This window comes from Synechococcus sp. CB0101, from assembly GCF_000179235.2.
Taxonomy (GTDB): domain Bacteria; phylum Cyanobacteriota; class Cyanobacteriia; order PCC-6307; family Cyanobiaceae; genus Vulcanococcus.
On sequence record NZ_CP039373.1, the window covers coordinates 1,430,175 to 1,443,139 of the forward strand.

Annotated in this window: 14 protein-coding genes and 1 tRNA gene; 11 read left to right on the top strand and 4 right to left on the bottom strand. The window is 66.0% G+C overall.

The window, feature by feature from the left end; all coding sequences use genetic code 11:
• The first annotated feature begins 4 nt into the window (after positions 1–4).
• Positions 5–313, top strand: a complete 309-nt coding sequence (locus CB0101_RS07720) for a hypothetical protein (protein WP_010305781.1) — start codon at positions 5–7, stop codon at positions 311–313.
• Positions 314–1,355: 1,042 nt separating this feature from the next.
• On the top strand, positions 1,356–1,637 hold the full coding sequence (locus tag CB0101_RS07730; protein WP_010305784.1) for a hypothetical protein: 282 nt from the start codon (positions 1,356–1,358) through the stop codon (positions 1,635–1,637).
• Between the two features lie 11 nt (positions 1,638–1,648).
• Here the strand turns inward: CB0101_RS07730 and CB0101_RS07735 are convergent.
• Positions 1,649–1,720, bottom strand: a tRNA-Val gene (locus tag CB0101_RS07735).
• A gap of 38 nt (positions 1,721–1,758) precedes the next feature.
• Between CB0101_RS07735 and CB0101_RS07740 the strand changes: the two genes are divergently transcribed.
• The 3 genes from CB0101_RS07740 to mazG are packed head-to-tail and all read left to right on the top strand — an operon-like array spanning position 1,759 to position 3,824.
• Complete coding sequence (locus tag CB0101_RS07740; RefSeq protein ID WP_010305787.1) at positions 1,759–2,274, top strand: metal-binding protein; 516 nt, start codon at positions 1,759–1,761, stop codon at positions 2,272–2,274.
• A gap of 16 nt (positions 2,275–2,290) precedes the next feature.
• Positions 2,291–2,989: a class I SAM-dependent methyltransferase gene (locus CB0101_RS07745; protein ID WP_010305789.1), complete on the top strand. Its 699-nt coding sequence runs from the start codon at positions 2,291–2,293 to the stop codon at positions 2,987–2,989.
• A 10-nt stretch (positions 2,990–2,999) separates the two neighbouring features.
• Positions 3,000–3,824, top strand: coding sequence for a nucleoside triphosphate pyrophosphohydrolase (gene mazG, locus CB0101_RS07750; protein WP_010305793.1), 825 nt, complete (start codon positions 3,000–3,002; stop codon positions 3,822–3,824).
• Here the strand turns inward: mazG and arfB are convergent.
• Positions 3,806–4,237, bottom strand: coding sequence for an alternative ribosome rescue aminoacyl-tRNA hydrolase ArfB (arfB, locus tag CB0101_RS07755; RefSeq protein WP_010305797.1), 432 nt, complete (start codon positions 4,235–4,237; stop codon positions 3,806–3,808). The two genes, mazG and arfB, sit on opposite strands and share 19 nt — an antisense overlap.
• A 59-nt stretch (positions 4,238–4,296) precedes the next feature.
• On the opposite strand from arfB, the gene CB0101_RS07760 reads away from it, so the two are divergent.
• The 3 genes from CB0101_RS07760 to speB are packed head-to-tail and all read left to right on the top strand — an operon-like array spanning position 4,297 to position 7,770.
• Complete coding sequence (locus CB0101_RS07760; protein ID WP_136644042.1) at positions 4,297–6,006, top strand: hypothetical protein; 1,710 nt, start codon at positions 4,297–4,299, stop codon at positions 6,004–6,006.
• Positions 5,994–6,905, top strand: coding sequence for a polyamine aminopropyltransferase (gene speE / locus CB0101_RS07765; RefSeq protein ID WP_371413555.1), 912 nt, complete (start codon positions 5,994–5,996; stop codon positions 6,903–6,905). The genes CB0101_RS07760 and speE overlap by 13 nt, the downstream gene beginning before the upstream one ends.
• 4 nt (positions 6,906–6,909) lie before the next feature.
• Entirely contained in the window at positions 6,910–7,770 is an 861-nt protein-coding gene (gene speB / locus CB0101_RS07770) for an agmatinase (RefSeq protein ID WP_010305810.1), read from the top strand.
• Between the two features lies 1 nt (position 7,771).
• Here the strand turns inward: speB and CB0101_RS07775 are convergent, their stop codons facing one another.
• Complete coding sequence (locus CB0101_RS07775; protein WP_010305814.1) at positions 7,772–8,167, bottom strand: cyclic nucleotide-binding domain-containing protein; 396 nt, start codon at positions 8,165–8,167, stop codon at positions 7,772–7,774.
• Between the two features lie 110 nt (positions 8,168–8,277).
• Complete coding sequence (locus CB0101_RS07780) at positions 8,278–8,514, bottom strand: hypothetical protein (protein WP_010305818.1); 237 nt, start codon at positions 8,512–8,514, stop codon at positions 8,278–8,280.
• 155 nt (positions 8,515–8,669) lie between these two features.
• Between CB0101_RS07780 and gcvT the strand changes: the two genes are divergently transcribed.
• From gcvT to CB0101_RS07795, 3 genes are all read left to right on the top strand, one after another.
• Complete coding sequence (gene gcvT / locus CB0101_RS07785) at positions 8,670–9,809, top strand: glycine cleavage system aminomethyltransferase GcvT (RefSeq protein WP_010305822.1); 1,140 nt, start codon at positions 8,670–8,672, stop codon at positions 9,807–9,809.
• 67 nt (positions 9,810–9,876) lie between these two features.
• On the top strand, positions 9,877–11,706 hold the full coding sequence (gene aspS / locus CB0101_RS07790) for an aspartate--tRNA ligase (protein ID WP_010305826.1): 1,830 nt from the start codon (positions 9,877–9,879) through the stop codon (positions 11,704–11,706).
• Between the two features lie 93 nt (positions 11,707–11,799).
• The gene (locus CB0101_RS07795) at positions 11,800–12,945 is read left to right on the top strand and encodes an RNA polymerase sigma factor, RpoD/SigA family (RefSeq protein WP_010305831.1); all 1,146 of its coding nucleotides are present in this window, start codon (positions 11,800–11,802) and stop codon (positions 12,943–12,945) included.
• Positions 12,946–12,965 lie beyond the last annotated feature (20 nt).

Below are 12,965 nucleotides of genomic sequence, written 5' to 3' on the forward strand. Positions count from 1 at the left end.
AGCCATGAGCTACACCGTTCTCAAGTTCAGCTCGGAAGACTGCGGCACCTGCCACCGCATGAGCCATTACGACGCAACGGTATGTACGGAACTGGGTTGCAGCTTCGTGAGCGTGATGCTGCAAGACACCGATGTCTATCGGCGCTACCGCCGTGTGCTGCTAGCCCAATACCCCGATAAGCAAGGCATGGGCTGGCCCACCTATCTGCTGGTGAGCGAGCCCGAGGGCGACTTCACCATCCACGGTGAACTCAAGGGCGGCATGCCCAAGGGCGACTTCCGCACGCGGCTGAGTGCCTTGATGCCCGCCTGATCCAGACCAACACCTAGCCGGCTTGGACTGGGCAGGCTCCTGTGGAGCAGCTACAGGCTGTTGAGGCGGGTGCCTGGGTTAAACGTAGTGCGAATGGGCTGTTCAACGTATCCCGCCTTTGTGAGGGCTACTCGGAGCTGGTCCAACAGTTCGGAGGGTGTTCCCGCGAGCTGACCATTCAGGCCCACCTGTCCAATGGCATTCGCCGTGAACAGGGGCACCAGAGATTTTCGAGCAGTGACAGGGAGCGTCTTGAGCGAAGCAGCGGGCGCCGCAGTCAAGGCGGCTGGCAGCTGGCTCAAACAACACAGATATTTCAGGGAATGTCTCGTGATGCACCAGGCACCCCAATTCCCAATAAATCAGCCCCCTTGATCAGCTGTTCCACTAGCCGACGTGCCTCCCTGGCTAGCTCTAGATGCTCTCTAGCAAACGCTCCAGGCGCGCCAGCTGATACCGGGTGACCTCTGTAGGCAGGGCTCGATACATCGCCCTGCACTGGCGAAGCTTTTCTTCTAAACCCAGGCGCACATGGTGATCACAGGGCAGGGGAACGGTTGCTGTTGTGGGCCGAGTGAGTTGATGACCAGCCATTTTTGGACCTCAGTATGCATTTGCCCTGAAACCAGAGGAGTACTCCTCTCGATGTATTCACCATCGCAGGAGCGATTGCTCCATTACCAGATGAAAAGCCAGGGCGGATTCAGGGAATTTCAGGTGAAACGGCGCAACGATTTGCGCTAGGCCAAAAGCCGTGCCTACGAAAGACCAGCCAAACAAGCCACTGCACAACCACCCACTCATCTTGGGCCTCGATGCATGCATGGGCTCACCTGATCGCGATCAAGCTCGATGCCCTCTTCTTAGGCGGAATGAAGGCTGAGCAATCGACCAGCCCCACCCCTAGGTCGATGGCTCTCACCAACAATTCCCCGAAACCTCCCTCAGGATTCTTCTGGTAATCGAAGGGAGGCTGAAGCATTCTGAAGAGGTCGGGGACACAACACCCCACAACACAACTCAACTCACCAGAACAAGAACCATGAACACCACCACAATCGAAACCAACACCTTCAACTTGGCCGATGCAGAGCTGCAGGCCGCAGTCGGCGGCCGAAAGAAAGGAGGCGGAAAGAATCGCGCCCAACGACAAGCCCGCAAATTCTGGAAACAGCACAAGGCCTCGCAACCCCAGATCACAATCGGTGATGGAGGGGTAACGATTGATGGTGAATGGACAGGTGCCCCGGCTCCCGCTCCTTTCAATCCGTTCAAACCTGTTGATGGGGCGGACGCAATCTCCTTCCCCCAAATGCCTGGCTGAGGCAGGGTTGATGCCCGGTGCCGGGTTCGAACCAGCGACATCCTGCTTGTAAGGCAGGCGCTCTACCGCTGAGCTAACCGGGCGGCTGCGCCATTCTGCAGCCCGACCGTCGCCCCACGCCATGGCCAGCGGCCAGCAACACGATCGCGCTACTTGGCTCCTGGCTCTGCCCTTCGGGCTGCTGTGGGCACCGTGGCTCGGCCTTGGCGGTGTGCTGACCGCTGGCCTGGCCTTTCTGCTGGGCGGGCTGTGGCTGTCCCCCGACCTCGACACCCGCTCCAACCCCAGCCGCCGTTGGGGGCCGCTGCGGCTGCTGTGGTGGCCCTACCGGCACCTGCTGCGCCACCGCTCGCTCCTCTCCCATTCCCCCCTCATGGGCAGCGCCGGGCGGCTCATCTACCTGGCCGCCCTGGTCGCGGGGTTGAGCTGGCTGCTGCACCCCTGGGGCGCACCGCACCCACAAGCTCTGCTCGAGGGGCTCCAGGGATGGTGGACCCACCAACGCGGGCTGAGCCTGGCGGCGCTGTGCGGCGTGGAAGCCAGCGCCTGGCTCCATCTGATCCAAGACGGGGATCCTGTGCCGCGCATGCCCCGCCTGCTGCGCCGCAAGCGCCGCCGATCCAAGACACTGCGCTGAGCAGCCACTCCACACCTTGCCTCTGCTCGACTTCGACGGGGATTACGGCCGCACCTACGACGCGCGCATCGCCACGCTGATCCCGGCCTACGAAGCGATCTTCGAGCTCGCTGCTGCAGCAACCGCCGCCCTGCAACCGCTGGCGCAACAAGCACTGGTGGTGGGCGCTGGAACCGGAACGGAGCTGCCAGGGCTGCTGGCTGCCATGCCCCAAGCCCTCTTCACCTTGGTGGAACCCAGCGCTCAAATGCGCGGGTTCTGCCAGGCGCTGATCGAGCGCGTCGGAGCGAGCGATCGGGTGACGTGGGGTCCCGATGATCTCGATGCGCTTGGCCCCACATGCTTCGACGCTGTGATCAGCCACAACGTGCTGCACGTGCTCACGCCGGATGCGCAAGAACGGTTGCTGCAGCAGATGGCCGAGCGAGTGGCACCGGGCGGCTGCCTGCTGCTCAGCAGCTACAGCGAAACGGAACCGCCTGAGCTGGAGCTTGGCCTCCAGATCGGGGTGGCCCGCTTTAAAGCCCTGGGGATGGATCCCGCCACGATCGAGGCCGTGATGGCCGCTCGCAACAGCAAGGTGTTTTCCGTGAATCACCAGCGGCTCGAGGCTCAACTGCTGCAGGCCGGCCTCGAACCACCGATTCAGCTGGTTCAGGCCCTGTTCAACAGGCTCTGGCTGAGTCGCCGATGCGAAGGTGGCGCCACCGCCTGAACGCCAGCCCATGGCCGCCGATCCCGCCACCACCGCAGCCCTCAGTGAGCTGATCAACGTGGTGGCCAGGCTTCGGGATCCCAACGGCGGCTGCCCCTGGGACCTGGAGCAAACCCACGCCTCCCTGGTTCCCTACGTGCTGGAGGAAGCCCACGAGGTGGCCGATGCCATCCACCACGGCGATGACGCCCATCTCAAGGAGGAATTGGGGGATCTACTGCTGCAGGTGGTGCTGCACGGACAGATCGCCCAGGAGGAGGGACGATTCGATCTGGGTCAGATCGCTTCAGCCATCAGCGAAAAGTTGGTGCGCCGCCACCCCCATGTGTTCGGCGATGCCGAAGTCCCTGACAGCGCCGCCGTGAAGGCGACCTGGGAAGCGATCAAAGCCTCTGAACACGAGAGCCCGCCCTCCGCCAGCCCCCTCAGCGATCGCCTTGCGAGCAAGGTGCGCGGCCAACCCGCCTTGGCCGGTGCCATGACCATCTCCAAAAAGGCCGCCGCGGCCGGCTTCGAGTGGGATGACATGGCCGGTGTGTGGAAGAAGGTGCACGAGGAGCTCGACGAGCTCAAGGAAGCCGTGGCCAGCGGCAACAAGGTTCACGCCCAGGAGGAACTCGGCGATGTGCTGTTCACCCTGGTGAACGTGGCCCGCTGGTGCGGCATCGACCCCGAAGCGGGCCTGGCTGGCACCAACCGCCGCTTCCTCGATCGCTTCTCCCGCGTGGAGGCGGCCCTCGGCGGCGACCTCCAGGGCCGCAGCATCCGCGAACTCGAAGGCCTGTGGCAACAGGCAAAGGCAGAGATCCGAGCGGCTCAATCCTCTGACGGCTGAATCCGCCCGCGCCGCTGCTGCTTCACGGCGCTGCGCTGCTTCTTGGCCGCCAAGCGCCGTTGCACCGAACCGCGCGTGGGCTTGGTGGGGCGCCGCGGCGGTGGCGGTGGCTTGATCGCCTCCTGCAGGATCTCCACGAGGCGCCGCTGCGCCGCCACCCGGTTCTGCCACTGGGAGCGGTGCTCGCTGGCCGCGATCACCACGCAGCCGTCCACCAACCGCGGCTCAAGCCGCCGCAGCGCCCGGGCCCGCAGCTGCACGGGCAACGACGGCGTCACCGCCAGATCAAACAGCAACTCCACCCGCGAATCGGTGGTGTTCACGTTTTGACCGCCGGGGCCACTGGATCGAGAAAAACGCCAGCGCAGTTCCGCCGCAGGGATCACCAGCCGTGGGCTCAGTTGCAGATCCACTTGCCGAAATCAAGCCCGTTCACAAGCATGCCCGTAGTGCCAACCGCTTGCCGATCGCCATGGGCCAGGGCTCGAGCTACGACCAACTCCATCGGAACATCGTGATCCGCGCCGACATCTACGGCGGCGCCAACAGTGCACCAAGGATCCTGGCGGCGGGACTGGGCTTCGAGGGCATCACGGGCATCCCTGGCCTGCTGAGTGAGAACCAGATCGGCCTGGCTGAAACAGCAGGCGCGGGGGTGGTGCAAGAACTGATAGGCCTGGATCCCGCCGCACCACTGCGCAACATCACCTCAGGCGTTTCGCCGGCAGGCGTGCAGATTGCTGGTTTCAGCAACAGCACGGTCACGCAGACCTTCATGGATGCGATGCCGATCGAATTCAGCCACCCGCTGCTGCCGAGCACGGTGCTGCCCGAGAACTTCCGCATCCACCTGAACACCGGTGAGGTGGTCACGCCCCTCTACGTGGCCCAGAACCCCAACCTCGACTTCAACGAGCGCCAGACCGTGGTGGCCTTTGGCTACTTCGCCAACCGCCTGCCCACTGGCGACCCCAACGCCGTGCATCCGGTGCGCTTCGAGGTGGTGAACGGCAGTGGCACCCCTGTTCAGCTAATCACCCCCAAGGGTCTGGTGGATGGCACCGGCCTCAGCCAGACCAGCAACAACCCCTACGACCCCTTCAACGGCCCAACCCTGGTGGGCGCCAAGCTCAACCGACTCTCGCTGGCCGGGGATTACCCCGCACCGGCCTTCCCCAACTCGGTGGCCAACCATGGCGTGGAGTACTACGGCACCAGCAACAAGCTCTACCGGCTGCGGCTGTTCACGTCCGGCGGCTTCTCACCCAATGGCGTGAGCGGCTTTCTGCCCCAGGAGTTCGCGCGCTTCTTCCAGCTCACTGCCCAAGGCCCTGCTGGCGAGGCGATCACCATCGGAGAAGCCGGCACCTCCGTGAAGGTGAAGGGCGGCAGCCTCAAGGTGAAGGGCATCGCCGATCTGGGCAACGGGCTTTCCGCCGATCCGGATTACATCTATGCGGAAGACCACGACAACCAGTTCGACATCATCATCAAGGCCTCCAGCCCCAAGGCGATCCGGGCCCTGGAGAGCGTGGTGCTGCCTGATCCACGCCTGGGCACCCACAGCCCCATTTACAACCCGGGCGGCCCCGGCACCGCGCCCCTGCCCGCCTATCGCTACACCCAGCCTTCCCCGGGGCAGACCCTCGCTGTGGAGTTCGCCCTGAAGGACCCCGCCACGGTGAGCTGGGCCGATCAGAGCCTGGCCAGCTACGACAGCGCCGACGACCTGGCCGTGGCCTTCCGCCTGCGCGATCCGATCACCGGCGAATGGCGCCTGACCAGCAGCTCAAGCCAGGCCAACCGCTGGGCGAGCTCCGGCGATTGGATGTTGGTGGACGTTCCCTTTGCCGCCAACCCCACCGACAGCTACACAACTGATGTGGTGGAGCTGCGCAACAGCCAGCGCAACGACTCCGTCTACACCGCTAACCCACGCCAGATCAGCCGGCTGGAACAGGCCGGCTACCGCAATCAAGGCACCGTATTCACTGCGTATGCAGAGCCCCTGCGGGGTCTCGATCCGGTGTGGCAGCTGGTCTCGCCCGATGGCCAGCACGCCACCACGGCCTCCCGGCAGGAGCGGCGCCACTGGCTCGAACAGGGTTGGCGTAGCGATGGCGTGGCCTTCTACAGCGTGGCCTTCCCTAACGCAGCCCTAACCGGCGGATGGGAGGCTTAGCTGGAAGGATCGATCAGCCCAGGCCTGTGAGCAGCGCACCCGCCCCCACCTCCGGCTGGGTAGATGAAGTCTTTGATGGCGTGCGCTACGGCCTGGCCGGCCGCGTCATCGCGGAGGAGCAGTCACCCTTCCAGCGGGTGACGATCATCGAGAGCGAGCGCTACGGGAAGGGTCTGCTGCTCGATGGCTGCTGGATGACCGCGGAGCGCCAGGAGCGGCATTACCACGAATCGATCGTGCATCCGGCCCTCTGCGGTGCGGCACAGGTGGAGCGGGTGCTGGTGATCGGCGGCGGCGATGGCGGCACCGCCCGCGAGTGCCTGCGCCACGCCGGCGTGCAGCACCTCGACATGGTGGAGATCGATGGGCTGGTGGTGGAGTGGAGCCAGCAGCACCTGCCGAGCATCGGCGCTGGCTGCTGGAGTGATCCGCGCTTCCACCTCACCGTGGGCGATGGCATCGCCTGGGCCGCGAACGCTCCAGATGCCAGCTACGACGTGGTGATCGTGGATGGCTCCGATCCGGCCGGGCCGGCTGAGGGCCTGTTCAACCGCGCCTTCTTCGAGCAGTGCCGGCGCATTCTCAAACCCGGCGGCGTGTTCGCCACCCAGAGCGAATCACCCGAGGCCTTCCGCCAGGTGCACATCGACACCGTGAAGGTGATCCGCGAGGTGTTCGGCCACGCCGATCCGATGTATGGCTGGGTGCCGATGTATCCGAGCGGCTGGTGGAGCTGGACCTTCGCCGCCACCGACGGTCGCCGCTACCTGGAGCCGGATGCCGCCCGCGCCGCGGCCGTGGCCGAGGGCTGTGAGATCTGGAGCCCCCGTTGGCAACGCGGCGCCTTCGACGCCATCCCGGCTGCCATTGAACGCTCCCTTCGCTCCCTCCGCGCCTGAAGCCATGTCCGACCTCTCTCTGTTTGACACCGACGGCGCCATCTACATGGGCAGCCAGCGCGATCCCGCCGGCTGCCGCGTGGGCTTGTTCGGCGTGCCCTATGACGGCACCACCTCCTTCCGCCCCGGCACCCGCTTTGGCCCTGCCGCGATCCGGGAGGTGAGCCCAGGCCTGGAGAGCTACTGCCCCCAGCTCGATCGCGATCTCGAGGAGCTGGCCATCGCTGATCTGGGCGCCGTGGACATTCCCTTCGGTGCACCGGAACCGGTGGTGGCGGCCGTGAAACAGGCCACCGAAACCGTGCTGGCCCTCGGGCTCAAGCCCCTGATGCTCGGCGGCGAGCACTCGATCAGCTCCGGTGCCGTGGCGGCCGTGGCGGAGAAGCACCCGGATCTGGTGCTGGTGCAGCTCGATGCCCACGCCGACCTGCGCCACGAGTGGCTGGGCGCCCATCACAGCCACGCCTGTGCCATGCGCCGCTGCCTCGAGGTGCTGCCCAGTCAGCAACTGCTGCAGATCGCCATCCGCAGCGGCACCCGCGAGGAATTCTCCGAACTGCGGCAGACGGGCCGGCTGGTGGCGATCGAACGGATGGCCGAGGCGCTCAAGCCCCTACGCGGCAAGCCGCTCTATCTCACCGTGGATCTCGACTGGTTTGACCCTGCCGTGATGGCTGGCACCGGCACCCCCGAACCCGGCGGCTTCCTCTGGAGCGACTTCGCCGCCCTGGTGGATGAACTACGCCACCACAACTTGGTAGCAGCCGATGTGGTGGAGCTGGCGCCGATGCTCGATCCCAGCGGCGTGAGCAGTGTGCTCGCCTCCAAGGTGGTGCGGAGCCTGCTGTTCCTGCTCGACCGTTAGGTCAATAAGCGCAGGTTCCGCTGGAGCGCTGTTCCCGCAGGCGTTCGTGCTGCTGGCCGATCAACAGGATTGCCATGGTGGGGTGGTTGTGGAGCAGGTTGAGGAAGCGCAGGCGATCCAGCCGCACCAGCTCAACCGGGGTGCGCGCCACCGCGTCGTTGTGGCGCACGTCCTCAGTCCAAACGATGTCTTCGTAGCTGAACAGCTCACCGGGGCGATAGCAAAGCTTGTCGCCCTGGGGATTGATCACCTCGACGATGCCGCGGCGCACGGCATAAATGGCATCGGCCGCCTGGCCTCGGCTGAAGATCACCGCGCCCGTCGCGAATGACACCGTCTCACTGTCCACCTGGGTGGCCATCAGTTCGATCGGACTGGCAACGGCGGCAACAGCCATCAACGATGTCCCCATGACGCTGTGTGAAACCAACTTGGCACCGCCGCACAGGCGACTTGGCGTGCTGGATCACATTCAACGCTGATCAGGCGCGAATCTTCGCCTTCTCTTTAGGTTTCGAGCACATCCGTGAGGGCCAGCTGGCGCTCCCCGGGATGGGGCAACAACTCCGCCGGGCTGTCCCCCATCACCGGCAAGCGCGGCGGGCGCGCCGTCCAGTGATGGCACCAGAGCTCCGCCGCCAGCTCCCCATGGATCGGCAGCTTGCGCAGGAGACACCACCCCATCTCCACACCGCTCGGCTGGGTGCAGTGGCGGCAGCTGCGGCAGCAGGGGCGGTTGCCCATGGAGGGCGGCAAGGGGGCTCAACGTAATCAGCCCAACCAGCCCTGGCCAGTGCGGACATCCAACCTCCGGGTTCTCTTCGGACTGTTGAAGAGCGACCGTGCATCACCGCGCCGCTCGCCACCGTCCATAGGATCCACGCCGATGCCAAATCGCCATGGGCGCCCCATCGGCTGCCTCCGAGCCCCTGCAGCGCACGCCGCTGTTTGAGGCCGCCCGCATCGCCGGCGGGCGCATGGTGCCCTTCGCCGGCTGGGAGATGGCGGTGCAATTCGCCGGCCTGTTGCAGGAGCACAAGGCGGTGCGTGAACACTGCGGCTTGTTTGATATCTCCCACATGGGGGTCTTGCGCCTCAGCGGGCCAGGCGCCAAAGACCTGTTGCAGGCCCTGGTGCCCACCGATCTGTTTCGCATCGGCCCCGGTGAGGCCTGCTACACGGTGCTGCTCAACGAGCAGGGCGGCATCCGCGACGATCTGATCATTTACGACCGCGGCTGGGACGAGGCCACCCAGGCCCACGAGCTGCTGTTGGTGATCAATGCAGCCTGCGCTGAGGCCGACACCGTCTGGATCCGCAGCCAGCTGGAGCCCGCCGGCATCCAGGTGGCCGACCACAAGGGCGATGGGGTGCTGTTGGCCCTGCAGGGGCCGGAAGCCGCTGCCCAGCTCGAGAGCATCAGCGGCACCTCCCTCGCCGGCCTGCCTCGATTCGGCCATCGCAACCTCACCCTGCCGGGCATCGGCGAAGCCTTCGTGGCCCGCACTGGCTACACCGGGGAAGACGGCTTCGAGCTGCTGCTGGGGCGTGGGGCCGGGCTGAGCTTCTGGACCCTCTGCCAGGAGCGCGGCATCCAGCCCTGCGGCCTCGGCGCCCGCGACACGCTGCGGCTGGAAGCAGCGATGCATCTGTATGGCAGCGATATGGATGCCTCCACCTCACCACTGGAGGTGGGCCTGGGCTGGCTGGTGCACCTGGAGATGCCCAAGCCCTTTGTGGGGCGTGAGGTGTTGGAGCAGCAAACCAGCAGCGGCGTGAAGCGGCGCCTGGTGGGGCTGCAGCTGCAAGGCCGCGCCATCCCGCGCCATGGCTATTCAGTGCTGGCAAGCGGGGCTGAAGCGGGCAGCACCCCGATCGGCACGGTCACCAGTGGCGGCTGGTCCCCCAGCCTGGAGGCCGGCATTGCCCTGGCGCTGGTGGATACCGCTGCCGCCAAGCTCGGCAGCCAGCTGGCGGTGGAGATCCGCGGCAAAGCCGAGCCCGCCCAGGTCGTGAAGCGACCGTTTTATCGGCGCTGATCCATCGCCCCGAACGCGATCCAGCCGCCCTAATGGGACAATCGCCGATTGCGTTTCCCTCCTCAGCATGCGCAGCCACGGATGCGGCGACCTGCGCCCCGATGCCACCGGCCAGGCCGTGCAGCTGTGCGGCTGGGTGGACCGCAGCCGTGATCACGGCGGTGTGATCTTCATCGACCTGCGCGATCGCAGCGGCACGGTGCAGATCACCGTGGACCCCGACAACGGCGCCGAGATGTTCGCCGTGGCGGAGCACCTGCGCAACGAAACGGTGATCCAGGTGGAAGGCAAGGTGCGGGAGCGCCCCACCGATGCCATCAACGAGAAGCTGGCCACCGGCCGGGTGGAAGTGCTGGCCAGCGCCATCACGGTGCTCAACAGCGTGAAGGGCAACCTGCCCTTCGCCGTGTCGGTGCACGACGAGGAGAACACCCGCGAGGAGCTGCGGCTGCGCCACCGCTACCTCGACCTGCGCCGCGAGCGCATGAACAGCAACCTGCGCCTGCGCGCGCAAACCATCCAGGCGGCGCGACGCTTCCTGGAAGACCAGGGCTTCATCGAGGTGGAGACCCCGGTGCTCACCCGCTCCACCCCCGAAGGCGCCCGCGACTATCTGGTGCCGTCCCGCGTCTGCGGCGGCGAATGGTTCGCTTTGCCCCAGTCGCCCCAGCTGTTCAAGCAGCTGCTGATGGTGGGCGGCATCGAGCGCTACTACCAAGTGGCCCGCTGCTTCCGCGACGAAGACCTGCGCGCCGATCGCCAGCCGGAATTCACCCAGCTGGACATGGAGATGAGCTTCATGGACCAGGAGCAGATCCTGGAGCTCAACGAATCCCTGATCGCCTCGATCTGGAAAACCGTGAAGGGCGTGGAGCTGCCTCGCCCCTTCCCGCGCCTCACCTGGCATGACGCCATGGAGCGCTACGGCACCGACCGCCCCGACACCCGCTACGGCATGGAGCTCACCAACGTGAGCGACCTGGTGGCCGACATGGGTTTCAAGGTGTTTTCAGGCGCCGTGGCCGCTGGCGGCTCGGTGAAGTGCATCGCCGTGCCCGGGGGCAACGATGCGGTGAGCAACGTGCGCATCAAGCCCGGCGGGGATGTGTTCAGCGAGGCCCAGAAAGCCGGTGCCGGCGGCCTGGCCTTCATCCGCGTGCGCGAGGGCGGCGAGATCGACACGATCGGCGCCATCAAAGACAACCTGTCTGAAGAGAAAAAAGCCGAGCTGTTGCAGCGCACCGGCGCTGAGCCCGGCACCTTGATCCTGTTCGGCGCCGGCGACACCGCCACGGTGAACAAGGCCCTCGATCGGGTGCGCCAGTACCTGGCCCGCGAGCTGGGCATGGTGAAGCCCGACAGCGAGAACGACAGCTGGAACTTCCTCTGGGTGGTGGATTTCCCGATGTTCGAGTTCAACGCCGACGAGAACCGCTACGAGGCGCTGCACCACCCCTTCTGCGCCCCGAACACAGACGACCTGGGCAACGACCCATCCGCCTGGGCCGACACCCTGCCGGGCGCCCGCGCCCAGGCCTACGACCTGGTGCTCAATGGCCTGGAGCTGGGCGGCGGCTCCCTGCGCATCCACGATTCCGCCCTGCAGCGCCAGGTGCTCCAAACCGTTGGCCTCCCCCTGGAGGAAGCCAATCAGCAGTTCGGCTTCCTGATGGAAGCGCTCGACATGGGCGCCCCGCCCCACGGCGGCCTGGCCTTCGGTCTCGACCGGATGGTGATGCTGCTGGCGGGCGAAGAATCAATCCGCGACACCATCGCCTTCCCCAAAACCCAGCAGGCCCGCTGCCTGATGACCGGCGCCCCTGGCGGTGTGGCAACCAAGCAACTCGAGGAGCTGCACGTGGCCAGCACCTGGGTGGAGGAGGAGGCCGAGGGCTGAGCTCCTCGCCGGCAATCCCGAACAGAAACGCGTGATTTGAGGGTCGATCTCAATTGAGACTCGATCGTGAGGGGGCTGTTCCGGGCGAAGCCTGTGTCTAAGGGCCCTCCCAGCCCCAAGCCCTCAACCGGCAGCCGGCGCGGCAGCACGGATCTGGTGCGCCTCTACCTGCAGGACATCGGTCGGGTGGATCTGCTCAGCCATGAGGAGGAACTCACCCTGGCGCGCCAGGTGCAGCGGCGGGAACGGCTGCTGCGGGAGCGGCGACGCCTTGCGGCAACGCATCCAGCGCTGCAAGAGCTGATCGATCTGGAAGACGACCAACAGCGCCTGGCGTCCCAGCTGGGCCACTGGCCCGCTGTGCAGCAGTTGGCTGAACAGCAGCGGTGCACGGTGAGCGAGCTGCGGGAACAGATCCGCCAGAAGCAACAGGCCTGGGCCGAGCACAGCAACCTGAGCGTGGCGGAGCTGAAGCAGGCCCTGCACCACGGCCGCCGCGCCCGCGACCGGATGATCCAGGCCAACCTGCGCCTGGTGGTGGCCGTGGCCAAGAAGTATCAGCAGCGGGGCATGGAGCTGCTTGATCTGGTGCAGGAGGGCACCCTCGGCCTGGAGCGGGCCGTGGAGAAATACGACCCCACCCGCGGCTTCCGCTTCAGCACCTACGCCTATTGGTGGATTCGCCAGGGCATCACCCGCGCCATCGCCACCCAGAGCCGCACGATCCGGCTGCCTGTGCATGTGACCGAGAAGCTCAACCGGATCAAAAAGGCGCAGCGCCAGATCGCCACGGAGCACGGCCGGCTCGCCTCCGTGAGCGACCTGGCACGGGAACTGGGCCTCAGCGAGGAGGTGGTACGGCTGACCCTGATGCGGGTGCCGCGCTCGGTGTCCCTCGACACGCGGGTGGGCCGCGAGCAGGACACCCAACTCGGCGATCTGCTCGAAGACAGCCACGCCACCCCGGAGCAGGAACTCACCCGCGAGTCCCTGCACGATGACCTCGAGTCCCTCCTGGAGGAGCTCACCGCCCGGGAAGCCGCCGTGATCCGGCTGCGCTATGGCCTGGAAGACGACACCCCCCAGACCCTCTCCCAGATCGGCGAAGACCTGCACCTCTCGCGGGAGCGGGTGCGCCAGATCGAATCGCGGGCCTTGCTCAAACTCCGGCAACCGCAGCGCCGCTGCCGGGTGCAGGACTACATGCGCAGCCTCGACCACGACCAACCGGAGGGCTGATCGCCTGGAAGCTCCAGGAG

What these genes read in the sequence shown, in the direction of transcription:
- CB0101_RS07775 (WP_010305814.1), bottom strand. Translation starts at nt 8,167, where the DNA reads ATGGCTGTTGCCGCCGTTGCCAGTCCGATCGAACTGATGGCCACCCAG.
- CB0101_RS07760 (WP_136644042.1), top strand. Translation starts at nt 4,297, where the DNA reads ATGGGCCAGGGCTCGAGCTACGACCAACTCCATCGGAACATCGTGATC.
- mazG (WP_010305793.1), top strand. Translation starts at nt 3,000, where the DNA reads ATGGCCGCCGATCCCGCCACCACCGCAGCCCTCAGTGAGCTGATCAAC.
- CB0101_RS07780 (WP_010305818.1), bottom strand. Translation starts at nt 8,514, where the DNA reads ATGGGCAACCGCCCCTGCTGCCGCAGCTGCCGCCACTGCACCCAGCCG.
- speB (WP_010305810.1), top strand. Translation starts at nt 6,910, where the DNA reads ATGTCCGACCTCTCTCTGTTTGACACCGACGGCGCCATCTACATGGGC.
- speE (WP_371413555.1), top strand. Translation starts at nt 5,994, where the DNA reads ATGGGAGGCTTAGCTGGAAGGATCGATCAGCCCAGGCCTGTGAGCAGC.
- aspS (WP_010305826.1), top strand. Translation starts at nt 9,877, where the DNA reads ATGCGCAGCCACGGATGCGGCGACCTGCGCCCCGATGCCACCGGCCAG.
- CB0101_RS07730 (WP_010305784.1), top strand. Translation starts at nt 1,356, where the DNA reads ATGAACACCACCACAATCGAAACCAACACCTTCAACTTGGCCGATGCA.
- CB0101_RS07740 (WP_010305787.1), top strand. Translation starts at nt 1,759, where the DNA reads ATGGCCAGCGGCCAGCAACACGATCGCGCTACTTGGCTCCTGGCTCTG.
- CB0101_RS07720 (WP_010305781.1), top strand. Translation starts at nt 5, where the DNA reads ATGAGCTACACCGTTCTCAAGTTCAGCTCGGAAGACTGCGGCACCTGC.
- gcvT (WP_010305822.1), top strand. Translation starts at nt 8,670, where the DNA reads ATGGGCGCCCCATCGGCTGCCTCCGAGCCCCTGCAGCGCACGCCGCTG.